Annotated in this window: 20 protein-coding genes; 17 read left to right on the top strand and 3 right to left on the bottom strand. The window is 65.1% G+C overall.

Annotation, left to right across the window (positions count from 1 at the left end):
* Positions 1-9 precede the first annotated feature (9 nt).
* From BLT60_RS05375 to BLT60_RS05305, 15 genes are all read left to right on the top strand, one after another.
* On the top strand, positions 10-1530 hold the full coding sequence (locus BLT60_RS05375) for an ABC transporter ATP-binding protein (RefSeq protein WP_090875744.1): 1521 nt from the start codon (positions 10-12) through the stop codon (positions 1528-1530).
* Positions 1520-2608 (top strand): ABC transporter permease, encoded by a 1089-nt coding sequence (locus BLT60_RS05370; protein ID WP_090875287.1) that lies wholly within the window; start codon positions 1520-1522, stop codon positions 2606-2608. Before BLT60_RS05375 ends, BLT60_RS05370 begins: the two co-directional genes overlap by 11 nt.
* A complete protein-coding gene (locus tag BLT60_RS05365) occupies positions 2605-3525 on the top strand; it encodes an ABC transporter permease (RefSeq protein ID WP_425284967.1) in 921 nt (306 codons plus the stop codon). The genes BLT60_RS05370 and BLT60_RS05365 overlap by 4 nt, the downstream gene beginning before the upstream one ends.
* 107 nt (positions 3526-3632) lie before the next feature.
* Entirely contained in the window at positions 3633-4703 is a 1071-nt protein-coding gene (locus tag BLT60_RS05360) for a BMP family ABC transporter substrate-binding protein (protein ID WP_090875285.1), read from the top strand.
* Positions 4704-4800: 97 nt separating this feature from the next.
* Entirely contained in the window at positions 4801-5982 is a 1182-nt protein-coding gene (locus BLT60_RS05355; protein WP_090875283.1) for a urate hydroxylase PuuD, read from the top strand.
* A 30-nt stretch (positions 5983-6012) separates the two neighbouring features.
* A complete protein-coding gene (gene uraD / locus BLT60_RS05350; RefSeq protein ID WP_090875281.1) occupies positions 6013-6534 on the top strand; it encodes a 2-oxo-4-hydroxy-4-carboxy-5-ureidoimidazoline decarboxylase in 522 nt (173 codons plus the stop codon).
* Positions 6531-7805, top strand: coding sequence for an allantoate amidohydrolase (locus BLT60_RS05345; RefSeq protein ID WP_090875279.1), 1275 nt, complete (start codon positions 6531-6533; stop codon positions 7803-7805). The genes uraD and BLT60_RS05345 overlap by 4 nt, the downstream gene beginning before the upstream one ends.
* Positions 7806-7887: 82 nt before the next feature.
* Complete coding sequence (locus tag BLT60_RS05340; protein ID WP_244521150.1) at positions 7888-8772, top strand: SMP-30/gluconolactonase/LRE family protein; 885 nt, start codon at positions 7888-7890, stop codon at positions 8770-8772.
* Between the two features lie 124 nt (positions 8773-8896).
* The gene (locus tag BLT60_RS05335) at positions 8897-9397 is read left to right on the top strand and encodes a MarR family winged helix-turn-helix transcriptional regulator (protein WP_090875275.1); all 501 of its coding nucleotides are present in this window, start codon (positions 8897-8899) and stop codon (positions 9395-9397) included.
* Positions 9394-11112, top strand: a complete 1719-nt coding sequence (locus BLT60_RS05330) for a thiamine pyrophosphate-requiring protein (protein ID WP_090875273.1) — start codon at positions 9394-9396, stop codon at positions 11110-11112. The genes BLT60_RS05335 and BLT60_RS05330 overlap by 4 nt, the downstream gene beginning before the upstream one ends.
* A 201-nt stretch (positions 11113-11313) precedes the next feature.
* The gene (locus BLT60_RS05325) at positions 11314-12363 is read left to right on the top strand and encodes a TRAP transporter substrate-binding protein (protein WP_090875271.1); all 1050 of its coding nucleotides are present in this window, start codon (positions 11314-11316) and stop codon (positions 12361-12363) included.
* A complete protein-coding gene (locus BLT60_RS05320) occupies positions 12360-12926 on the top strand; it encodes a TRAP transporter small permease (RefSeq protein WP_090875269.1) in 567 nt (188 codons plus the stop codon). The genes BLT60_RS05325 and BLT60_RS05320 overlap by 4 nt, the downstream gene beginning before the upstream one ends.
* Before the next feature lie 3 nt (positions 12927-12929).
* Positions 12930-14255 (top strand): TRAP transporter large permease, encoded by a 1326-nt coding sequence (locus tag BLT60_RS05315; RefSeq protein ID WP_090875267.1) that lies wholly within the window; start codon positions 12930-12932, stop codon positions 14253-14255.
* Between the two features lie 163 nt (positions 14256-14418).
* Entirely contained in the window at positions 14419-14901 is a 483-nt protein-coding gene (locus tag BLT60_RS05310) for a L,D-transpeptidase (protein WP_244521149.1), read from the top strand.
* 126 nt (positions 14902-15027) lie between these two features.
* Positions 15028-15816, top strand: coding sequence for a hypothetical protein (locus BLT60_RS05305; protein WP_090875265.1), 789 nt, complete (start codon positions 15028-15030; stop codon positions 15814-15816).
* Positions 15817-15859: 43 nt separating this feature from the next.
* On the opposite strand, the gene BLT60_RS05300 is transcribed toward BLT60_RS05305, so the two are convergent.
* From BLT60_RS05300 to BLT60_RS05290, 3 genes are all read right to left on the bottom strand, one after another.
* On the bottom strand, positions 15860-17836 hold the full coding sequence (locus BLT60_RS05300) for a multiheme c-type cytochrome (RefSeq protein ID WP_210185542.1): 1977 nt from the start codon (positions 17834-17836) through the stop codon (positions 15860-15862).
* 185 nt (positions 17837-18021) lie between these two features.
* On the bottom strand, positions 18022-19311 hold the full coding sequence (locus BLT60_RS05295; RefSeq protein WP_139167758.1) for an MFS transporter: 1290 nt from the start codon (positions 19309-19311) through the stop codon (positions 18022-18024).
* 61 nt (positions 19312-19372) lie between these two features.
* Positions 19373-20359 carry an AraC family transcriptional regulator gene (locus BLT60_RS05290; RefSeq protein WP_175478299.1) on the bottom strand — a complete coding sequence of 329 codons (987 nt, stop codon included), beginning with the start codon at positions 20357-20359 and terminating at the stop codon, positions 19373-19375.
* A gap of 156 nt (positions 20360-20515) precedes the next feature.
* Between BLT60_RS05290 and BLT60_RS05285 the strand changes: the two genes are divergently transcribed.
* A complete protein-coding gene (locus BLT60_RS05285; RefSeq protein WP_090875256.1) occupies positions 20516-22063 on the top strand; it encodes an arylsulfatase in 1548 nt (515 codons plus the stop codon).
* A 215-nt stretch (positions 22064-22278) separates the two neighbouring features.
* Positions 22279-23970, top strand: a complete 1692-nt coding sequence (locus BLT60_RS05280; RefSeq protein WP_090875254.1) for an alkaline phosphatase family protein — start codon at positions 22279-22281, stop codon at positions 23968-23970.
* The last annotated feature ends 35 nt before the right edge of the window (positions 23971-24005 follow it).

Here is a 24005-nt window from a genome sequence, read left to right as displayed (position 1 = left end):
GTCGCGACGCTGTCGGCCCACGGCATCACCAAGGACTTCGGGGCGCTGCGCGCCAATGACAGCGTCGATTTCTCGATCATGCCGGGCGAAATTCATGCGCTTCTCGGCGAGAACGGCGCCGGCAAGTCGACCCTCGTAAAGATGCTCTACGGCGTGCTTCAGCCGACCGCTGGAGAAATCCGATGGAAAGGCAAGCCGGCTGTCATTCTCAACCCCGCCGCCGCGCGCCGGCTCGGCATCGGCATGGTGTTCCAGCATTTTTCGCTCTTCGACGCGCTGACCGTGGCCGAGAATATCGCCCTGGCGATCGAAGGGGCGGGCGCGATGAGCCAGCTCAGGGACCGGATCACCAAGGTTTCGGCCGAGTATGGCCTGCCGCTCAACCCGGACTCGGTGGTCGCCGACCTGTCGGTCGGCCAGCGGCAGCGGGTCGAGATCGTCCGCTGCCTGCTGCAGGAGCCGCAGCTGATCATCATGGACGAGCCGACCTCGGTGCTGACACCGCAGGAGGCGGACGATCTGTTCGTCACCCTCAAGCGGCTGGCGTCCGAAGGCTGCTCGGTCCTCTATATCAGCCACCGCCTGGAGGAAGTGCGGGCGATCTGCCACCACGCGACCATCCTCAGGCATGGCAAGGTGGTCGCCGAATGCGATCCGAAGCAGGAAACCGCGGCGCGGCTCGCCAGCCTGATGGTCGGCGAGGAAGTGCGGCAGTTGAATCCGCCCGAGCCGGTTCCAGACTCCGCGCCGGTGCGGATCGCCGTGCATGGCGTTTCGCAGCCGCGGCCGCATCCCTTCGCCGTGGCGCTCGACAACATCACGCTGGAGGTGCGCGGCGGCGAGATCGTCTCCATCGCCGGTGTCGCCGGCAACGGACAGGACGAGTTCTTCGATGTCCTCTCCGGCGAAGTGCTGGCGGCATCAGGCACGATCGAGATCGACGGGAACGATTGCCGCAGGCAGGGGGTCAACGCCCGGCGCCGGCTCAATGCCGCCTTCGTGCCGGAGGAGCGCCTCGGGCACGGCGCGGTGCCGCGTTTCAAGCTGTCGCAGAACGTCGTCCTGACGCGCAACGGAACGCGTGAGGGACTGGTCCGCACCGGCGTGGTCAATTTTCTCGGAGCCCGGTCGATCGTCGGCCGGGTGACGGAGGCCTTCGATGTGCGCAAGGGGACTCCCGACCCCGAGGCAGCAGCGCTTTCGGGCGGCAATCTCCAGAAGTTCGTCGTCGGCCGGGAATACGACCGCAAGCCCGGGGTCTTCGTCGTTTCGCAACCGACCTGGGGCGTCGATGCGGGCGCGGCCACGACCATCCGCCAGGCGCTTGTCGATCTCGCCCGCGCAGGTTCGGCCGTGCTGGTGATCAGCCAGGACCTCGACGAAATCCTCGAAATCTCGGACCGCATCGCCGTCATTTCGCATGGCAAGCTTTCCACGCCGCGCGATGCAAGCGGCATCACGCGCGAGGAGATCGGGTTGCTGATGACCGGGGTTTCCGACGACGGGCAGGGGGCCGCCCATGCGCATTGAGCTGATCCGCCGACCCGAGCGGTCCTCTGCGATGTCGCTGCTGTCGCCGATCATCGCCATCGTGCTGACGGTGATCACCGGCTTCTTCATCTTCCTCGCCATCGGCGTCGACCCGCTCGAGGCGCTCTACATCTATTTCATCGAGCCGCTGACGGCGTGGTGGACGGTCGAGGCGCTGCTGATCAAGGCGGCGCCGATCATCCTGATCGCGATCGGCCTGTCGCTCTGCTACCGGTCGAACAACTGGAATATCGGCGCCGAGGGGCAACTGGTCGCCGGCGCCATCGCCGGATCGGTCTTCCCGATCCTGGTGCCCGAATGGAACGGGCCGCTTGTCCTGCCGGTGATGCTGCTGATGGGCATTGCCGGTGGCATGCTCTACGGCGCGATCCCGGCGCTTCTCAAGATCCGCTTCGGCACCAACGAGATCCTGACCAGCCTGATGCTGGTCTATGTCGCGCAGCTCTTCCTCGACTGGCTGGCGCGGGGCCCGTGGCGCAATCCCGAGGGCTACAATTTCCCGGACAGCCGCGAGTTCGACGGCTGGCAGGTGCTGCCGGTGGTGTTCGGCGACGACGTGCGGCTCAACGCGATCTTCGTCCTGATCGCCGTGGCGGTCGCCTGGTTCGTCCTGTCGCGAACCATCACCGGGTTCCAAATATCGGTACTCGGGCAAGCGCCCCGGGCCGCCGCCTTTGCCGGCTTCAGCCAGAAGCGGATGGTCCTGATGACCTTCCTGATCTCCGGCGGGCTGGCGGGGCTTGCCGGCATCTGCGAGGTGGCGGGGCCGATCGAGATGCTGCGCACGTCCGTGTCGCCCGGCTACGGCTTCACCGCGATCATCGTCGCCTTCCTCGGACGGCTGAACCCGGTCGGCATCCTCTTCGCGGGGCTGCTGCTGGCGCTTTCCTATATCGGCGGCGAGGGCATCCAGATCGTGCTCGGTGTTTCGGACCAGATCACCCGGGTCTTCCAGGGGATGCTGCTGTTCTTCGTGCTGACCTGCGACACCTTCATCTTCTACCGCGTCCGCTTCGTCTCGACGCGGCGCAGCGCTGCCGCCGAGGCAACGCCATGACGATGTTCGAAGGCATCCTGCTGACCATCGTCACCGCCGCGACGCCGCTACTCTTCGTGGCGATCGGCGAACTGGTGTCGGAGCGGGCCGGCGTTCTCAATCTCGGCGTGGAAGGCATGATGGCGGTCGGCGCGGTGTGTGGCTTTGCCATCGCCCATCTGAGTGGATCGCCGATCCTCGGTATCTTCGCGGCAATCCTGGGCGGCATGATCATGGCGTCGCTATTCGCCGTGGTGACGTTGATCTTCGTCGCCAACCAGGTAGCATCCGGGCTGGCGCTGACCCTGTTCGGACTGGGGCTGTCGGCGCTGATCGGTGATGCATTTGTCGGCATCCCGGGGATCGGGCTGCCCAAGATCGACATTCCCGGCCTCTCCGACATTCCGGTGATCGGCAGCCTCGTCTTCGGGCTCGACCCGCTGACCTACCTGGCGGTCGCCATCACCATCGCCGTGAGCTGGTTCCTGTTCCGAACCCGGGGCGGGCTGATCCTTCGCTCGGTCGGCGACAACCACGTGTCGGCACACGCGCTTGGCTATGGCGTCGTCCGGGTACGGTTCATGGCGGTGCTGTTCGGCGGCGCCTGCGCCGGGCTCGGCGGTGCGTATCTGTCGCTGGTCTACACGCCGCAATGGACGCAGAACATGACGGCAGGGCGCGGCTGGATCGCGCTGGCGCTGGTGGTTTTCGCAAGCTGGCTGCCGTACCGGGTGATGATCGGGGCGGTGCTGTTCGGCGGCATCAGCATCCTCCAGCTTCACGCCCAGGGCTTCAACGTGCCGATTCCGTCCCAGTTCCTGACAATGCTGCCGTACCTGACCACGGTGATCGTGCTGGTGCTGATCTCGCGAAACCGGACGTTGCTGCGGATCAATACCCCGGCCTGCCTCGGCCAGCCTTTCGTGCCGGATCGCTAGCCGGCGGTGAGAGGGGCCTTGCGTCCGGACCGCTTGCTGGCGCAGATTTTGCTTTTACTGTGCGTGACGACGCTCTCACGAGCCACGCAAACAACCGGGAGAAACCCATGAAAAGACTGATGATTGCTGCGAGCGCGGCGGTTGCCCTGGCGATTGCCAGCGGTCCGGCCGGCGCCCAAGACAAGCTCAAGGCCTGCTTTGTCTATGTCGGGCCGCACAATGACGGCGGCTGGTCGGAAGGCCACGAGACCGGACGCCTGATGGTCGACGAGAAGCTCGGCGACAAGGTCGAGACCAGCTATGTCGAGAACGTGCCGGAAGGCCCGGACGCCGAGCGCGCCATCGAGCGCCTGGCGCGTTCCGGCTGCGGCATCATCTTCACAACCTCCTTCGGCTTCATGGACCCGACGCTGAAGGTCGCCGAGAAGTTTCCGGACGTGAAGTTCGAGCATGCGACCGGCTTCAAGACCGCCGACAACGTGACGACCTATAACGCCCGCTTCTACGAGGGCCGCTACATCATCGGCGAGATCGCGGCGAAGATGTCGAAGACCGGCGTCGCCGGCTACATCGTTTCCTTCCCGATCCCGGAAGTCATCATGGGCATCAACGCCTTCATGCTCGGCGCCCAGTCGGTGAACCCGGACTTCAAGGTGAAGATCGTCTGGATCAACTCGTGGTTCGACCCGGGCAAGGAAGGCGACGCCGCCAAGGCGCTGTTCGACCAGGGCGCCGACATCATCGTCCAGCACACCGACTCGCCGGCGCCGCTGCAGATCGCGCAGGAGCGGGGGCTGCACGGCTTCGGCCAGGCCCATGACATGTACGACTTCGCGCCGAAGGCCCAGTACACCGCCATCGTCGACAACTGGGGTCCCTACTACGTCCGGCGCATCCAGGATGTCCTCGACGGCACCTGGAAGAGCGAGGCGAGCTGGGACGGGTTAAAGGAGGGCACCGTGCTGATGTCCGACTACACCAACCTGCCGGACGACGTTGCCGCGGAAGCCGAAGCCACCGAGGCGGCGATCATCGCGGGCGAGTTCCACCCCTTCACCGGTCCGATCTTCAAGCAGGACGGCACCGAGGTGATCGGCGAGGGCGAGGTCCTCGACGACGGCGCGCTCCTCGGCATGAACTACTACATCAAGGGCATCGACGGCGAGATTCCGCAGTAGGCGGGCCGGCCGATCCCTTCAAGCCAAGCCGGGCGCGCTCCGACATCCGGGGCGCGCCCTTTTTTCTGATCCGAGACCCCGGGGGCACTTCCGCCGCATGTCCGGTTTTGTTGTCGACTGGCTGAACCTGATCATCCGCTGGGCCCACCTCGTGGTCGGCATCGGCTGGATCGGCACGTCCTTCTATTTCATCGCCCTCGACCTCAGCCTGCGCAAGCGCGAGTCAATGGCCGAGGGGGTCTACGGGACGGCGTGGGAGGTGCACGGCGGCGGCTTCTATCACGTCGAGAAATACCTAGTCGCGCCGAAGACGCTGCCGCCCGACCTGCTCTGGTACAAGTGGGAGGCCTATCTCACCTGGGTGACGGGCTTCGCGCTGCTGGTGGTCCAGTATTACTGGAACGCCGGCACCTACCTGATCAATCCGGCGGTCCTGCCGCTGCTGCCGTCGCAGGCCATCGTCATCTCGATGCTCAGCCTGGCGGCGGGCTGGTTCATCTATGACGGGCTCTGCCGGTCGGTGATCGGGCGGAACACGACGGTGCTCGCGGTGGCGGTCTTCGCGCTGATCGTGGCGGCGTCCTACATCTTCAGCCACGTCTATTCCGGGCGGGGCGCGCTGATCCATATCGGCGCCTTCGTCGGCACGATCATGGCGGTCAATGTCTTCGGGGTGATCATCCCGAACCAGAAGAAGGTGACGGCGGCGCTGCTCGCCGGCCAGGCGCCGGACCCGGCGCTCGGCGCGGTCAGCAAGCAGCGCTCGGTCCACAACAACTACCTGACGCTGCCGGTGCTGGTGATGATGGTGAGCAATCATTATCCGATGCTGGCCAGCACCGGGCAGACCTGGCTGGTGATCGCGCTGATCCTGGTCATCGGCGGCGGCGCCCGGCATTTCCTCAACCGGCATGACGCCGGCGACCCGTTCCACAGGATCTGGTGGACGATACCGGTTACGGGCGTCGCCCTGGTCGCGGCGATCGTCCTGACGGCGCCGCGCAGCGACCTTGATCTCACCGGTGTCGAGGTCAGCGAGGGCGAGGTCCTGACCATCGTCGCCCGGCACTGCGTCATGTGCCACTCCAGCCGGCCCAGCCACGAAGGCTTCGACGCGCCGCCCAAGGAGGTGATCCTGCTTTCGGTGGCGGACATCGAGAAGCACCGCGAGCAGATCCTGGTCCAGGCGGTGCACGGCGACGCCATGCCGCTCGGCAACGAGACAGCGATGAGCGAGGAGGAGCGGCGCAAACTTGGCGCTTTCCTCGAGAGCCGGTAAAACTCGGTCTTCTCGAACCACCGAGGGACCATGGCCGCCGAGCCCCTGCCGCTGGAAACCGTCAATCTCATGGAGAGCGACGACTTTGTCGCGACCTTCGGGGACATCGCCGAGCATTCGCCATGGGTGGCCGAAGAGGCGGCGGCGCGCCGGCCCTTCGTCAGCCGCGATGCAATGATCGCGGCGTTCCAGGCGGCGATCGGCGAGGCGGGTGTCGACCGCCAGCACGAGCTCCTGCGGGCCCACCCCGACCTTGCCGGGCTGGCGGCGGTGGCGGGCGACCTGACCGAGGATTCGACGCGCGAGCAGGCCGGCGCCGGGCTCGACAGGCTGACGCGGGAGGAATTTGCCCGGTTCACGGCGCTGAATGAGCGCTATCGCAGCCGGAACGGGATCCCGTTCATCCTCGCCGTGCGCGGCGCGACGAAGGACGACATCCTTGCCGCTTTCGAAAGCCGGATCGAGAATGCGCCCGATGTTGAACTGGTGGCCGCGCTGGAGCAGGTCTGCCGCATTGTGCGTTTCCGGCTCGAGGACCGGGTCGCGGAATGAGCGAAGACGCACGGTCGCTGGCCCAACGCGCGCAGGGCATGATCGATGCCCTGGCGACGATCAGCGCCGATCCCGACAAGCTGACCCGGCTGTATCTGACGGAGCAGCACCGCGCAGCCGCCCAACTGGTCGGCGAATGGATGCGCCGCGCCGGCATGACGGTGCGCATGGACGCCGCCGGCACCATGCATGGGGTCATGCCGGCGGGCCGGGCAGGGCGATCCGGGAATCGCCGCCTGCTGATCGGCTCGCATATCGACACGGTGGTGGATGCCGGACGCTTCGATGGCACCTTCGGCGTCATCGCCGGCATCCTGGCGGTCGAGGAACTTCGTCGACGTAACGTCGCGCTGCCATTCGAGGTCGAAGTCCTGGCCTTCGGCGACGAGGAAGGGGTGCGCTTTCCAAAGACGCTGATCGGCTCCTCGACCGTCTCGGGGGCGCTTGGCGATGCGATGCTCGACCTGACCGACGCCAACGGCGTGACGATCCGCGACGCCCTGCTGGCCTTTGGCGGCGACCCGGACGCGCTTGCCGACGAAGCGTATGCGCCCGGCAGCGTCATCGGTTATCTTGAGGTCCATATCGAGCAGGGCCCGGTTCTCGAGCAGGCGGGCGAGCCGCTCGGCGTGGTCAGCGCGATCGCCAGCCAGGGGCGCTACCGGATCGCCATCAAGGGCGAGGCCGGGCATGCCGGGACCGTGCCGATGGATGTCCGCCACGATGCGCTTGCCGCTGCCGCCCAGGTCATCCTGATCACCGAAGAAATCGCGTTGAAGCACCAGAAAGCGTCGTGCGTTGCAACGGTTGGCGAGATCAAGGTGTCACCGGGAGCAAGTAACGTCATCCCGGGGCTGGTCGAATTCAGCCTCGACCTGCGGGCGGCGACCGACGAGGCGCGGGCGACAGCGGCAGAGGCGATCCGCTACCGGATTCGCAATATCGGCGTGAAGCGCGGCGTGCTGGTCAGCATCGAGACCATGCACGAGAAACCGGTCGCAACCTGTGCGCCGCATCTGAAGAAGGCGATTGCCGATGCGATCGGCAAAGCGACAGGCAAGAAGGCCCGGGAGTTGATGTCCGGCGCAGGCCACGACGGTCAGGCGATGATCCATCTCACCGATATCGGCATGATCTTCGTGCGGTGCCGGGCGGGAATCAGCCACAATCCGCTGGAGTTCGTCGAGACCGAGGATCTCGGCACGGCGGTCGAGGCCCTGGTAGGAACCATCGAGTCGATGGCCGACAGCTATGGGGCAAACAACCGCTAGCGGATTCGTCGGCCTGCGACTGGCCTTTTGCGGCGGATGCGTTCAGGTTCGCGGCCCGGGAAGACCAAACACGGAGACACCAGTGCTCGATTTCAAGCCTCTGAATACCGTCCGCTGCGAGCTCGGCGAGGGTCCGGCCTATGACGAACGCCGCAATGCGCTCTGGTATTGCGACATCGTGCAGAAGGCCATTCATTGCTGCGACCTGGCGACCGGAGACACGCGGAGCTGGACGATGGCGAGCGAAGTCGGGTCGCTGGGCCTGGCGGATTCCGGCAAGCTGGTGGTCGCCCTGCGCGATGAAGTCGGAATGTTCGATCCCGAGGATGGCACCTTCGAGCGGATCGCATCGATCGAGGCGGATCGTCCGGACACGCGCCTCAACGATGGCAAGGTCGGTCCCGACGGTGCGTTCTGGGTGGGGACGATGGACGACGGCGAGGGGGCCGAGAAGCGACCGATCGCATCCCTCTACCGTGTCGATGCCGCCGGCTATGTCGAGCGCAAGATCGAAGGCATCAAGATCTCGAACGGGCTGGCCTTCTCGCCCGACGGCAAGACGATGTTCCATTCCGACTCCCGCGGACCGTGGATCGATTGCTGGGATTTCGACCCCGACACCGGCACGATCTCGGACCGGCGCCGCTTCGCCGATCTCGACGACACGGTCGGCCGGCCCGATGGCGGCGCGACCGACAGCGAGGGCTGCTACTGGAGCGCAGGAGTGTCGGCCGGCAACCTCAACCGCTTCTCACCGGATGGAAAGCTGATGAGCTCGCAGCCGGTGCCAGTCGCGGCGCCGACGATGCCGTGTTTCGGGGGCGAGGGACTCGACCGGCTCTTTCTCACCAGCCTGCGGGTCGGCAGGGATCCGGCGAAGCTGGAGGCCAATCCGCTGACCGGGACGGTGATCGTCGCCGACAGCCCGGTCGTCGGGTCGCCGGTTTCACGATTCCGCGACGTTTAATGTCCACGGCAATTGGTTTGCGGTCCAACCAATTGCCTGTTCCGGTCATCCAACGATATGCTGCCCGGATGCGTGCGTGGCGCGATGCTGCGTGCCTGCCGCTTGGGAAGGATCAGGGCAGAAGATGCCGCAACCCGAAAGTGACAATCGCCGGAACTCGGTCGACCCCGGCAGGTCGACGCTGTCTGCTCCGGATCCGCTGGCGCTCGTGGACCTTGAGGGCCACCTCGGTTTCCATCTGCGCCTCGCGCAGGATGCGTCCTTTCGGGCCTTCGCCGGCCGTGCGGGCGTCGTCGACCTCCGCCCGGGGCGCTATGCGGCAATGGTCGTCATCCGAAACAATCCCGGCATCACACCCATTGCTCTCAGTCGGGCGATCGTCCGCGACAAGTCGACCGTCACACCGCTCGTCCAGGACCTGGAGCGCCGAAACCTCGTCCGGCGCGATCGATCGACGGCCGACCGCCGCAGCGTGCACCTGACCCTGACAGAGGAGGGGGAGGCGACGCTCGATGCGCTGATGGAGCACGCCGATGCCCATGATCGCTGGCTTGACGCAATCGTCGGCGATGAGAAGCCTCAGCTTCTGCGGCTCCTGCGCAGGATCGCGGACGCCCTGCCATGACGGGCCATACCGCCAGTTCCGCGTTGCTCGAGTCCATGCAGGAAGCGGGGGTATCCTACATCTTCGCGAACTTCGGCAGCGACCACCCGGCTCTCGTCGAGGCGATCGCCGCAGCAGCGGCGACGGGCATGAAAGTCCCCGAGGTCGTCACCTGCCCCTACGAGATGGTCGCTCTCAGCGCCGCGCAAGGCTATGCGCAGGTCAGCGGCGAGGCCCAGGCGGTCATCGTCCACGTCGATTGCGGCACGCAATCGCTGGCCGGCGCCATTCACAACGTCGCGCGGGCGCGCGTGCCGGTGCTGATCTTTGCCGGGCTGTCGCCGGCCACCCAGGAAGGCGAGGCGTTCGGCAGCCGCAACGAATTCATCCACTGGCTGCAGGACGTGCCGGACCAGCGCGGGATCGTCCGTCAATACGTCAAGTACGACCACGAGATACGCGCCGCCGCCAACACGAGGCAGATCGTCCATCGGTCCTTCCAGATTGCCGGCAGCGACCCGCGCGGCCCGGTCTATCTGGTCGCCGCGCGCGAAGTGCTGTGCGCCGAAGCGCCGCCGGTCGTCATCGATCCCGCCGAGTGGCGGCCGGTCGCGGCGAGCCCGCTGCCGGACGCCGCCGTTACCATGCTTGCCGACCGCCTTGCTTCCGCCCACCGACCGGTCATCGTCACGTCCTATCTCGGCCGCAACACCGAGGCGGTCGGGGAACTGACCCGGCTCTGCCAGCGCCTCGGCATCGGCGTGCTGGAATCCGCTCCGGGCTACGTCAACTACCCTCATCACGACGCCCTTTACCAGGGGAACTACTGGAACCAGCCGGTGCAGAACCCGGCGCTCGCGGAGGCCGATGTCGTGCTGGTCATCGACAGCGACATCCCGTGGGTGCCAGCGATGAACCGGCCGGCCGAGACCGCGGCGGTCTTCCACATCGATGTCGACCCGCTGAAGCCGACGATGCCGCTCTGGTACATCAAGGCGCGGGCGTCCTTTGCCGCAGACTCCCTGACGGCGCTTCGCCAGCTCAACGCACGCGTCGACGGATTGTCGATCGACGAGGAGGCTGTGCGGCGACGGCGCGATCACTATCGCCGCCGCCACGCCGAGCGGGCGACGCGACTGGCGCTTGCCGAGAAACCCGATAGCGCGGTCATCACGCCCGAATACCTGACCGCCTGCGTTCGAGCCCAGATCGACGACGACACCATCGTCCTCAACGAAGGCATCACCAACTATCACACGATCTTCGACCATCTCGGCCGGTCAGAGCCCGGCACGATGTTCACCAGCGGCGGCAGTTCGCTTGGCTGGAACGGCGGCGCCGCGATCGGCGCCAGGCTCGCCGCGCCCGACCGGACCGTCGTGTCGATGACCGGCGACGGGAGCTACATGTTCTCCGTACCCTCCACCGTTCACTGGATGGCCCGACGCTACAAGACGCCGTTCCTGCAGATCGTCTTCAACAATCGTGGCTGGAAGGCACCGAAATTCTCGACGCTGGCCGTGCATCCCGACGGTCACGCCAGCCGCGCCGACGACATCGGCGTCAGCTTCGACCCGCCCGCCGACTATTCCGCGATCGCCGCCGCGGCCGGAGGCGCCTTTGCGAGAAAGGTCGAGCGGCCCGGAGAGGTGGAAGACGCGATCGCCGCCGGCCTGCGCGCGGTCCGCGAAGAGGGAAGGGCGGCGGTTCTCGACGTGTGGCTGCCGACTCTGTGACCCGATGTTCGATAATCGGTGACATGAAGTTATTCTTGGCGAATTGTTCGAATGGCGAACAAGAAAGAGCGCTTTTTGGCATGAATACCTGTGGTGGCTCGTCGATCACTGGGGTATCCTTTGGACGAAACATAATTCGCTGCGATCAGCCTTGATCGAAAGCGAACCGACATATGGCGATAACCTTGGGAGGATAGCCAAATGCTAGATCGCAGAACCCTTCTCGCGGCCGCGCTGGGTGGTGTTGCATCGGTGGCCCTGGCCGCGAGCGCCTTCGCCCAGGACGCGGAATTCACGCTCAAGCTGCATCACTTCCTCGGCCCGAAAGCGCCGGCCCAGACCAAGATGATGGAGCCGTGGATCAAGAGTATCGAGGAGGAGTCCGGCGGTCGGATCAAGATCGAAATCTACCCGTCGATGTCGCTCGGCGGAGCGCCGCCGCAGCTTTTCCGGCAGGTCGCCGACGGCGTCGTCGATATCGTCTGGACCGTGAACGGCTACACGCCGAACCTCTTCCCGCGCGAAGAGGTGTTCGAGCTGCCGACCGTCTTCAACGGCGACATCGTCGCGACCAACCTCGCGATGCGCGACATGTTCGACGCCTATCTATCCGACGATTTCAAGGACGTGCACGTCCTCTTCCTTCACGTTCATGCCGGCCAGGCGCTGCAGATGACGGAAAAGGCGGTGCATCATCCGACCGACCTCGAAGGACTCAAGCTGCGGGTGCCGGGGCCGACGGGCAATGCCGTCGTCGAGGCGCTTGGCGCGACGCCGGTGACGATGCCGGTGCCGGACCTGCCGCAGGCGCTGAGCACCAATGTCGTCGACGGCGCGCTGATCCCCTGGGAAATCATCCCGGCGCTGAAGCTCCAGGATGTGACGAAGTACGATATCGAGGGACCGGACAACCAGCGCTTCGGCACCACGACCTTCCAGGTGACGATGAACAAGGCCAAGTGGGAGTCGCTTCCCAACGACCTCAAGGAGGTCTTCGACAGGAACTCCGGTGAAGAGTGGCTTCGCGAGGTCGGCAAGGTGTGGCGCGATTCCGACAATGCCGGCATCAAGATCGCCGTCGAGGCCGGCAACGAGCATATCGTCCTGACCGCGGAGGAGATGGCCGAATTCGACGCAGCGCTCGGGCCGGTCGTCGACCGCTGGGTCGAGGAGCGGAGCGCCGAGGGCATCGACGCGCTGGCGCTGGTCGAAGCGGCACGGGCGGCGATCGCCAAGCACAGCAGCAAGTGAACTCCGCGGCTGGCAGCAGCACGGACGGGGCCGGTCGGCCTCGTCCAAACCGCTATGTCCAGCTTGTCCGGGCGGCGATCCGATACTGGGCGCTTGCCGGGGGCCTGATCGTCGTCGGGCTGGTGCTGCTGACAGCCGGCAGTGCGATCTCCAACCTGATCTGGAACCGCCCGATCCCGGGCGACTACGAACTGACCAAGCACTTCATCGCGATCGCGATCTTCACCTTTCTTCCCTATTGCCAGCTCACCGGCGCCAACGTCACCGTCGACATCTTCACGGAGGGAATGGGGCTTCGGGCGAGGTCGGCGATGCTGGCCTTCGCGTCTGTCTTCGCGATTGTTTTCGCGCTGGTGCTGCTTCGGCAGATGAGCCTCGGCTTCGAGGATTACCTGCGCTATCCCGAGACGACAGCGACGCTGGGCCTGCCGTTGTGGACGGCCTTCCCCCCGATGCTCGTCTCGCTGCTCCTGCTGCTGGCCGCCGCCGTGATCACCGCGATCGAGGGCTGGCGGGGTTTCCGGGGAGGGCGACCGGGCGACGCGGCTCCGGTGGCTGACTAGGACATGGACGCCAGTTTCGCCACCGGTATCGCCGGTCTCGTCGTCCTCCTGACACTGATCGCGATCCGCGTCCCGATCGCCTACACGATGATCCTCGTCGGCGTGGTCGGCACCAGCCTCCAGTCGGGACCGAGCATCGTCCTTTACCAGCTCAAGGACCTCGCCTACGCGCAGTTCTCGATCTACGACCTGTCGGTGCTGCCGATGTTCATCCTGATGGGCGGGCTTGCCTCGCGCTGCGGATTGAGCCGCGACCTGTTCCGCGCCGCCAATGCCTGGCTCGGGCGGTTCAATGGCGGGGTGGCGATGGCCGCCGTCGCCGCCTGCGGCGGGTTCGGAGCGGTGTGCGGCTCATCGACCGCCACGGCGTCGACGATGGGGCAGGTCGCGCTGCCGGAACTCCGCCGCTACCGTTATTCGCCGGCGCTGGCGACCGGAACAATCGCCGCCGGCGGCACACTGGGTATCCTGATCCCGCCGTCGGTCGTGCTGATCGTCTATGCGATCATCGTCGAGGCGAATGTCGTCACGCTTTTTGCCGCGGCGCTGCTGCCGGGCATCCTCGCGGTCATCATGTTCCTTCTGACGGTGGCGATCTATGTGCGTGTTGCGCCGGGCGCCGGACCGCGCGGGGAACCGGTCAGCCGGGGAGAGTTCGTGTCGGCGACGGTCGCCGTCTTTCCCGTCTTCGTGATCTTCGCGATCGTTGTCGGCGGCATCTATGGCGGGCTTTACAATCCGACGCCGGCCGGCGCCATCGGCGTCTTCCTCGTCGCGATCTACGGCTTCGCCCGACGTCGGCTGTCCATTCGCGACTCGATCGAGGCGCTGCTCGAGACGGCCCGCACCAGCGGCATGATCTTCCTCATCCTGCTGGGGGCGGCGCTGCTTTCGATCTTCATGTCGCGGGCGGGCGTCCCGCAGGCAGTGGCCGAACTGCTTCAGGGAAGCGGGCTCGGCCCCTTCGCCATCCTGGCGCTGGTCATCGTCATCTTCATCGTCCTCGGCATGCTGATGGACAGCCTGTCGATGATCATCCTGGCCATCCCCTTCTTCTGGCCGGTGATCGTCGATCTCGACTTCGGCATGCCGGTGGACGACCTCAAGATCTGGTTCGGAATCGTCGCCCTGATCGTCGTCGAACTGGGTTTGATAACGCCGCCGGTCGGCCTCAACGTCTTCATCATCAACGCCCAGGCGCCGGATATCCCGATGCGGCAGACCTTCAAGGGCGTGATGCCGTTCTTCGCCTCCGAGATTGTCCGGGTCGTCCTGCTTGTCGCTTTCCCGGCGGTGTCGCTCTGGCTCCCCCACCTGCTTCGGGGGTAACGGCAGTTTTCGTGTGATCTCTTTCCTTGCTTTCGAGTCCGGCCGCGGTAATTTCTCCTAGAATCGTGGCGGCTGGCAAAGAAGGGCCGAGAGCATGCAGTTGGCTGGTGGTGTTTGGTCTGGAGTTCTTCGGCGCTGGTTGGTCGGCGGCATGGCACTTGCCGTGGCGACAGTCCTGGCCTCTGCCGCGTCGGCGGGGATCGTCGTGTCGATCGACAAGACCGCCCAGAAGATGTCGGTGTCCGTGGACGGCAAGCAGAAATATGTCTGGCCGGTCTCGACCGGTGCGAAGGGATACGTCACGCCCAGCGGCTCGTATCAGCCGTTCCGGCTCGAGGAGGACCACTTCTCCGAGGAATGGGACGATGCGCCGATGCCGCATTCGATCTTCTTCACCCATCAGGGCCATGCAATCCATGGCAGCCTGTCGACCCGCAACCTCGGGCGTCCGGTGTCGCACGGCTGCGTCAGGCTCTCGCCGGCGAATGCCAAGATCCTCTTCGGTCTGGTTCAGCAGCGGGGAATTTATTCCACCCGGATCGTCATCCAGGACAATGGCGGCTCGGCGCGCGTGGCGACGAATGCCACGGTCAGTCCGGCGAAGAAGAAGTCGAAGATGTCGCCGCTGTGGCGGCTCTACGAATAGAAACGCGGCGATCGTCCCAGGACGCCGGATCGCCGGCCGCTGATTGACGGCTTGCCTCGGGGGGCCGGCTACGGGACCTTTCGGGGCGGGCGTCGTTTCAACGACTTCACAAGGTGACGGCGAACCATGCATTTCTCGGTCTCGATCGATCCGCCGGACGCCGGCGAGCGCGGCTCCGGCCCGGTGCGGGTCGGCTGGTTCCTCGGTGACGACAAACCGGGCGTGGTGTTTCAGCCGCCGGAGCGTGTCCGCTCGGTGGAGATGAGCAAGAGCCACGCGAAATCGGCGTCGCGCTGCCCGGCGGTGATCAACCTCGAGAGCCGCTATTTCGTCATCAAGTGCCCCTTCGATCTCCACCTGCAGTTCGTCCGCTCGCCGGAGGGGAAGCCGCTGGTGCGCAACGCGCTGGGCGAGAAGAGCCCGGTCCGTTCCAAGAAGCTGGCGGAGCACCTGCACGTCGTCGGCGAGGCCGAATGGCGTTACAAGGACCGCCCGACCATCCAGATATCGCTGCCATACGTCTTCGTCGCCGACGAGCCGGTCTATCTGTCCCAAGTCGCGCCGTTCATGCATTACCGGGCGGATCCGCTGCCGGGGACGATCTTCGGCGGCCGTTTCCCGATCAACGTCTGGCCGCGCCCGCTGATGTGGGCCTTCGAGTGGCACGATCCGTCGAAGGACATCATCCTCCATCGCGGCGAACCGCTGTTCTATGCGATGTTCGAGACCGAGCCGGCCGATCGGGCGGTGCAGGTCGTTGAAGCGGAGAAGACGCCCGAGCTCCAAGAATACCTCCAGCACATCGCCGGCGCCGTGAACTACGTCAACCAGACCTTCTCGCTGTTCAAGGCGGCGGAGGAGCGGCGACCTGCCAGGCTGGTGACGCCGAGGAACATCAACCGCAAAAGCGACTGAGCAAACAGAGCCTTCTGGCGATGCGGCCGCGGCGATCCGCCGGCTACGGCTGTTCCGCTTCGAGTTCCGCGGCAAAGGCCTGGAGGCGCGGGTCGTCCGGGTTCACGGCGAGGGCCTCGTCCAGGGCACTCCGCGCAGCGTCGATATCCCCCAGGGCGGCGGGGATGCGGACGAGCATCACCCATGCGTCGACCAGTTGCGGATCGAGGGTGACGGCTTCACGGAAGGCGGCCACTGCCGCCGGGAAATTCCGCGTCACAAGGGCCGTCCCGGCGATTGCAAGCTGCGTCTCGGGATAGTCGGCCCGCGTGGTGAGGGAGGCCTGCCATTCCTTCATCGCCGCGGCCAGCTTGACTTCAACGTCCCTGGGAAACTGCGCGACCGGTGCATCGAGCATCTGGCGCGCGGCGGCGAAGCGGACCGAGGTCGCCGGGTCGTCGAGGAGGTTGATGACGCGCAGCACCCGGTCGCGAGGAGGGGCGGCGCGCTGCAGTTCCAGGGCCTCGGTGCGGATCAGGGCGCTTTCGTTCGACAGCAAGGGTTCGAAACGGGCGGCGAGTTCGGGGTCGGCGACGGGCTGAAGAAGGCCGAGGGCGGTCGCCCGGGCGATCGCCGGAACGTCTGTCGCTTCGGCCAACGCAATGAGGGCGTCGCGAGCGGCCGCTGGGTTCTCGCGACCGCGCGCGAGCGTCAGGCCGTAGTGGAAGTTTCGCTTGGTCGAGTTGGGGTACCATTCGGCAATACGTTCGGCGGCCCAGTCCGCCGATTGGTCCTGGTGACAGCCGGTGCAGGCGTCGGGCGCGCCGGTGAACGCCGACAGGTCGGGGCGCGGAATGCGGAAACTGTGATCGGCGCGAAGGTCGTTGCCCATGTAGGTCCGCTCGGTCATGTGACAGCTCTTGCATTCCGTACCCGGCGAGCCGTCAGGGTGAAAATGATGCTCCGGGCTGTCATAGGTCGCGAGCTTCAGGGTCGGGAATTCGGAATTGCCGGCCGGCGAATGGCACTGCGTGCAGACGGCGTTGCCCTCGGCCTTCAACTCCGTGGTGTGCGGGTCATGGCAGTTCATGCAGCCGACACCGCGCTCATACATCTTCGACTGCAGGAATGACCCGTAGACATAGACCTCGCCGAGAATCTGCCCATCGGCGTGATAGGCATTCGGCGTCAGGAGCGAGAGGTTGTAGGCGTCATGATACGGCGTGCCGGGAAGGGGATTTCCGTCGCCGTAAGCCTCGCGCAGCGAATGGCACCCGGCGCATTGCTGAATCTCGGCCTCGGTGTTCCCGCCATCGAAAGCCATCGTGAAACCGAACGGGTCGAGCGGGACGGAATTCGCTTCCGGCTCGCGCCCCTCTGTCCAGGCAAGATGGGCTTCGCCCGGTCCGTGGCAGGCCTCGCAGCCCACCCCAATCTCGGCCTGTGTCGAGGCGTAGATCCTGGTCTTCGGGTCGTATTTCTTCTCGTATCCGGTGGCATGGCACTCGGCGCACCGGCCGTTCCAGTTCTTGTAGGGACCGGTCCAGTGCAGCCCGTCGTCGGGCGGCAGGTCCTGGTCCGGATAGAGGTGGAACCAGGTCTTCTTCTCGGTATCCCAGACGATATCGAAGCTCTGCAGCCGTCCCGGTTCGGTCTCGAACAGGTACTGCTGAAGGGGCTCGACGCCGACCACCGAGTGGACCTCATAGTCCCGGGTGACGCCATCCGTCTCGGTTACCGACGCGAGATACCGGGTGGCTTCGCGACGGAAGCGGGCCATGACGCCATGGTCAGCGAACTCGGTATCGTCGAAATCGGCGAGAACCGTGTCCTCGCCCGGCAACGTCCAGGCGAGGCCGTGATGCGAATCGGACCAGGCTTCCATCTGCCCGGCGTGACACTCGGCGCATGTCTCGGAGCCGACATAGGCGGGGGCGTCCAGCGTCTGTCCGACGGCCTGCGCGCCAAGGCCGCCGACGATGATCAGGGCGGCAAGCGGCGGCACCAGAAGTCGGAATCCGCGGGAGAGAATCCCGTTCACGCGGTGGTCCGCGGACAGGACTCCATCACGGTTAGTATCGGGCGCCATTCGTCAGACCACGCTGTTCGTTTCCGGTTCGCGCGGCTGTCCTTCGAGGCTTCTCTCAGAACCAGCGCGCCCGGCGAACCTGCGGTTCATTTGGCGCGCGGTCAATGGCCTCTTCTGCGAACGGCAGAAGCCGCCGCTCAAGCGTGATGAGGGGCCGCTGCATCCTCGAAGCGCAGCCGGGTGATCACAACCGCGCCGGCGGCCATGAAAACGAACACCGAGACAAGCGCGATCCGCTCGCTGCCCGTCGCCGCCGAGATTGCACCATAGGTCAGGGGGCCAAGCGCCGCCGAGGCGCGACCGGACAACGTACTGAAACCGAAGAACTCTGCTGCCCGGCCGATCGGCACCATGCGCGCCAGCAGCGATCGAAGAAGCGCCTGGGTCGAGCCGACGACCGTCGCCAGGAGGACGACGACGATGACCGGAACCCATTCGCCACGGCCGAGGATCATGAGAAGGATCCCCGCGGCCCAGATGACGAGCGACGCGATGATCGCCCTGGTATGGGACCAGCGGTCGGCGAGTTCCCCGAACCCCCATGTGGCGGGCACCGCGATCAGGTGAAACACCAGAAGCAGCACCAGCAATCGATCGATGGAAGCCCCGAAATTCGACGCGAAGAATTTTGTCGAGAAGACCAGGACCGTGACGATGCCGCTGTTGATGAGACACGCGGCGAGGATCAGCGTGAAGACCTGACGATGCATGCGCCAACTGCGCATGAGATCCAGGACCGGCAAGATCGGCTCGCTCGCCGACCTCGGGACCGCGATCCGTCGCAGGCCGACAAGCGCCGGCAGCGCGAAAAGGGCGAACATCAGGGCGACGACGATGAAACTTGTCTGGAAACCGCTGGATGTCATCGCCCCCGGCGAAGGCCCGGTCCTGACGATGAAGAGAACGGCGAGGAGAGCGACGCCGCCGCCGACGAAGCCGATCGACCAGGCGAAACAGGACACGCGGCCGGAGTCGGCAGGAGTCGTGATTCCCGGCAGGTAGGATTCGTAGAGGGACATGGCGAGGAAGTAGCCGGTCTGGGCGACGGCGCAGATGACAACCGCGGCGGCAACCTGTCCCGGGGCGACGGCCGCGGTGGCCGCAGTCGCCAGGCAACAGGCCAGCGTGGCGGCCGCCATCAGGGGCAGGCGGCTCCGGGTCCGGTCGGCAAGGACGCCGAGAAGCGGAGCGGCAAGGCCGGAGACCACATATGCCCCGGCGACCGACAAGCCCCAATAGAGGTCTCCCGACGGACCGGGGGCGACGACCGTGGCGAAGAAGATCGGGAAGATGAGAACAGGTATCACGCCGAAATAGGTGGACGCCGCGAAGTCGTAGCTGGCCCAGGTCATCGTCCGGCGGTTGAGCCATCGTGGCGGAGTCAGGCGACTTATGCCGGCCCGTCCGCTGTCTTGCAGTTCACTCAAGACCCGCTCCCCCGAAACCGTTCAGCGAGCCTGACTCGGCCGCCAGCCCATCAGACGCCATCTAGATCGCAGCGCTTTTCGAGGAGATGCGGTCCTGGCTCGGGGCGATCCCGTACCAACCGCGATACGCCCTCGTGAAATGAGCGGCGTCCGTGTAGCCGATCAAACGCGAAATCTGCTTCATCGGCAGGTCCGTTTCCTTGATCAGTTCCCGGGCGCGGATTTTCTGCGCCGTCTCACTGATCATCTTGAACGTCGAACTCTCCCGCGAGAGCTGCCTTTGGAGCGTCCGTGCGCCGACATTGAGGTAGCGCGCGACATCGTCGAGGGACGTGCGCGCGTCATTGCCACGCAATTGAATCGCTGCCCGCACCCGTTCGCTGGCGGTTCTCGGCGGGTGGCCAAGCGCATAGCGCCGGAGGTCTCCGAAGGTGATCGGCTCTTCGGGGTCCAGCGTCGGCTTCCGCGGGGTCAGGAGGAGGTCGCGGGGGAACAACAGGTAATTGGCGCGTTGTCCCCAGCGGGCGGGCGCGGCAAAGACCTCTTCCAGACCGCCAGAGGATCCGTACTCGTTCGCCTCGAGGCCGATCTCCATAATCCGGGGTAGGTGGCCGAGAAAGGTCGTCACGAATGACCGCATCAGCAGGAGGACGTGAACGGCGTGATGGTGACGACCGAACGAGAGCGGCAAGTCCACCGTGTAGGACCACTTCACAAATGCGTTATCGGCGGTCAGCGCGAAGGTGCTGCAGACCTGATGAAGGCGCAGGCCCCTGTTCCCACGGTCGATAGCGGCCGCCAACGTCGGTCCTTGCGCGGCAAAGCGAATGAACAGGCCGAAGGAAGCCGGTTGCAGCGCGTTGCCGGCGAAGAGGCCGAAAGCGTCATCGCCGCGCTTCCGTGCGAATAATTCGAAGAGACCAAAAAGATCGCGCATCGGCAGCACGGCGCCCGGCCGGGACAGGGTTTCCCTGCTAATTCCTATGGAATCGAAGCATTTTTGAACGGCAACGCGGCCGATATCGGCGGCAACCGCGTCCGCGATCAATGGCAGTGTCGGGACCCTGGTAAATTCTAAGTCAGACACAACCGGTGCTCCGCAACCGCACTTGAGTTCCCCTTTTTGTCGTCAAAAGGCAAGCGCGTCTAGCCTATGGACTGACGCTCGTAGTGTCAGCGGCGGAACAAGGAGGATCAGCCCCCAATGCAAACACTCATGCGCGTAACCGCGGCCATCGTCATGACGGTGGCGACAGTCTCTTTCGCAGAGGCTCAGGAGACCGAGAAACCCAACATTCTCGTGATCTGGGGAGACGATATCGGCCAGAGCAACATCAGCGCCTACACGATGGGCCTGATGGGCTACCGGACGCCGAATATCGACTCTATCGCAGACCAGGGAATGATCTTCACCGACTATTACGGCGAGCAGTCCTGCACCGCCGGTCGGTCGAGCTTCATCACCGGTCAGAGCGTGTTCCGTACTGGCCTTTCCAAGGTCGGCATGCCGGGTGCGCCGGAAGGCATGAACATCCAGGACCCGACCATCGCGGGCCTGCTCAAGGCCGAGGGCTATGCGACCGGCCAGTTCGGCAAGAACCATCTTGGCGACCGGGACGAGATGCTCCCGACCAACAACGGCTTCGACGAGTTCTTCGGCAACCTCTACCACCTGAATGCCGAGGAAGAGCCGGAGCTTGAGGATTATCCCAAGGATCCGGAATTCCGCGAGCGCTTCGGTCCGCGCGGCGTGGTCAAGTCCTTCGCCGACGGCGAGATCGAGGACACCGGCCCGCTGACCAAGAAGCGCATGGAGACGGTCGACGACGAGACAGTTGCCGCCGCCCTCGACTTCATCAAGCGCAAGACGGCCGAGAACGTGCCGTGGTTCGTCTGGTGGAGCGGGACGCGGATGCATTTCCGCACCCACGTCAAGCCGGAGATGCGCGGCGTGTCCGGCCAGGACGAGTATGCCGACGGCATGGTCGAGCATGACATGCATATCGGCCAATTCCTGGCGCTTCTCGACGAACTCGGCATCGCCGACAAGACGTTCGTCTTCTACTCGACCGACAACGGCCCGCACATGAACAGCTGGCCGGATGCGGCGATGACGCCGTTCCGTGGTGAGAAGAACACCAACTGGGAAGGTGGCTGGCGGGTGCCGGCGATGGTTCGCTGGCCTGGCAAGATCGAGCCCGGCTCGGTCTCGAACGAGATCATGCACCACATGGACTGGCTGCCGACCTTCCTCGCGATGGCCGGAAACCCGGACATCAAGGAGGAGTTGCTCGAAGGTGGCGTCCAGGCGATCGGCCGCGAGTACAAGGTGCATCTCGACGGCTACAACTCGCTGCCATATCTGCTTGGCGAAGAGGACGAGAGCCCGCGTAACGAGATCTTCTACTTCTCCGACGATGGCGATCTGACCGCGCTGCGCTACAACGACTGGAAGGCGATCTTCCTCGAGCATCGCTATCCCCAGACGCTGCGGGCGTGGGCCGAGCCGTGGACCGAGCTGCGCATCCCGCTGCTCTTCAACCTGCGGCGCGACCCCTATGAGCGGTCCAACATCACCTCGAACACCTACTGGGACTGGTATCTCGACCACGTCTTCCTGCTGCTGCCGGCGGCGGAATATGTCGAGACCTTCCTCGCGACGTTCGAGGAATTCCCGCCGCGACAGAAGCCAGGCAGCTTCACGATCGGCGATGCGAAGGACAAGATCTTCTCGCAGATCGGCTCCAAGTAGCGCGATCCAACGGCAAACGGGGGCCGCCAGGAATGGCGGCCCCTTTTTCATACGGGCTGTGGAGATGGCCTGGCGCACGGTCTTTCCTTGGGAGCTCGAAGGACCAGGACTCGACGAACGGCCGGGCCGGACGCGCGGGGAGGGGTTGATGTCAATCAACACCCGGCACGGCGAGACAGACAGAATGGGCATTTGAGGCGATCGGGAGGATAGCCATGTGTCGCGTAGCAGCCGTTGCTGCCATCATTTCTCTTGCCAACGTGGCGGGAGCGAATGCGCAGGAGTCCGAGGCACGACCGAAACTGGTGCTCCAACTCACGGTCGACCAACTGCGCGGCGACCTGATCGAGCGCTACTCAGCCGGTCTCGGCGACAACGGATTCCGCTATCTCCTGGATAACGGGTCGGTCTTCACCAACGCCCATCATCGCCACGCGAACACCGAGACCATCGTCGGCCATACGACACTGGCGACCGGGACCGATCCCGCGATCCATGGCATGGTCGCCAATGTCTGGTTCGACCGGAAGACAGGCGCTCCGCGCTACAACGTGCAGGATGACCGATACCCGCTGGTTGGCGAGGGCGGCGTCGACGCGGCGACCGAAATCGATCCGACCCAGAGGGCGGCAACTACGGACGGCCGGTCGCCGGCGGCGATCCTGACCTCGACCATTTCCGACGAGATCGCCCTGGCGATGGGCCCGACCGCCAAGATCTTCGGTGTCTCGGTCAAGGATCGCGGGGCGATCGCCATGGCCGGCCACGCGGGCAAGGCCTACTGGTTCTCGAAGAGCGAGGGAGCGTTCATCACAAGCACCTTCTACCGCGACACATATCCCGACTGGGTGGTGGCGTGGAACGAGAAGGGCATGCCGGCGTCCTATGCCGATACCTCGTGGCAATTGATGCTGGACCGGTCGCTCTACACCTTTGGGACGGCGGATGACGTTCCCTGGGAAACCGACTTTCCCGGCTTCGGTCGTACCTTCCCGCATCCCTATGGGGCGGCAGACAGCAAGTATTTCACGACCCTTCTCACGCTGAGCCCGGCGGGCGACGAGATCACGCTCGATTTTGCCAAGGCGCTGATCGATGCCGAACAGGTCGGTCAGGACGAGGTGACGGACTACCTGTCGGTCAGTTTCTCGTCGACGGATTATGTCGGCCACATCTTCGGGCCGTCGAGCCTCGAGTCCGAGGACAACATCAAGCGCCTCGACCGGACCATTGCCGATCTCCTCGCCTTCGTCGACGAGCGGGTCGGGCTGGACCGCACGCTAATCGTCCTGTCAGCCGACCACGGGGCGCCCGAGGTTCCCGGCTATCTCGCGACGCTCGGGATCGAAGCCTCGTATTTCGACTTCGCCGAGGTCGACAAGCAACCCGCGGTGAAGGCGCTGAAGGACGAATTCGGCATCGCCGAGGATCTCGTCGCCGACTTCTCGCAGCCCTACGTTTACCTGAATGACGCGGTGATCGACGCGCGGGGCCTCGACAAGGCCGAGGTCGAGAGCTTCCTCGCCGAGGAATTGCGCAAGATGCCCGGGATCGCGTTCGCCTTTTCGAGCATCGCGCTGCGCTCCGGCAATATCGCATCGACCGCGGTGAGCGAGGCCGTGCTCGCCAATTTCAACGCGGAACGCTCCGGCGACATCTACGTCGTTTTCGAACCGCACTGGTTCGTCGCGGATTTCGATGGGCTCAGCGTCGCCTCGGCCCATGGTTCGCCCTGGACCTACGATACCTACGTCCCACTGATCGTCGCCGGTCCGCGAATCCTGTCACAGCGCATCGCGCGTCCGGTCGAGACAGTTGACGTTGCACCGACGATCGCATCGTATCTGCGGATCAAGCCGCCGACCGGATCGCGCGGCGTACCCCTCATCGAAGCCTTGCCACGTTGAGTCCCACCGACCATCCATCGGCAATGTAGGAAGAA

Origin of the sequence: Bauldia litoralis, assembly GCF_900104485.1 — a bacterium.
GTDB classification, from domain to species: domain Bacteria; phylum Pseudomonadota; class Alphaproteobacteria; order Rhizobiales; family Kaistiaceae; genus Bauldia; species Bauldia litoralis.
This window is presented reverse-complemented; position numbering and strand designations above follow the sequence as displayed.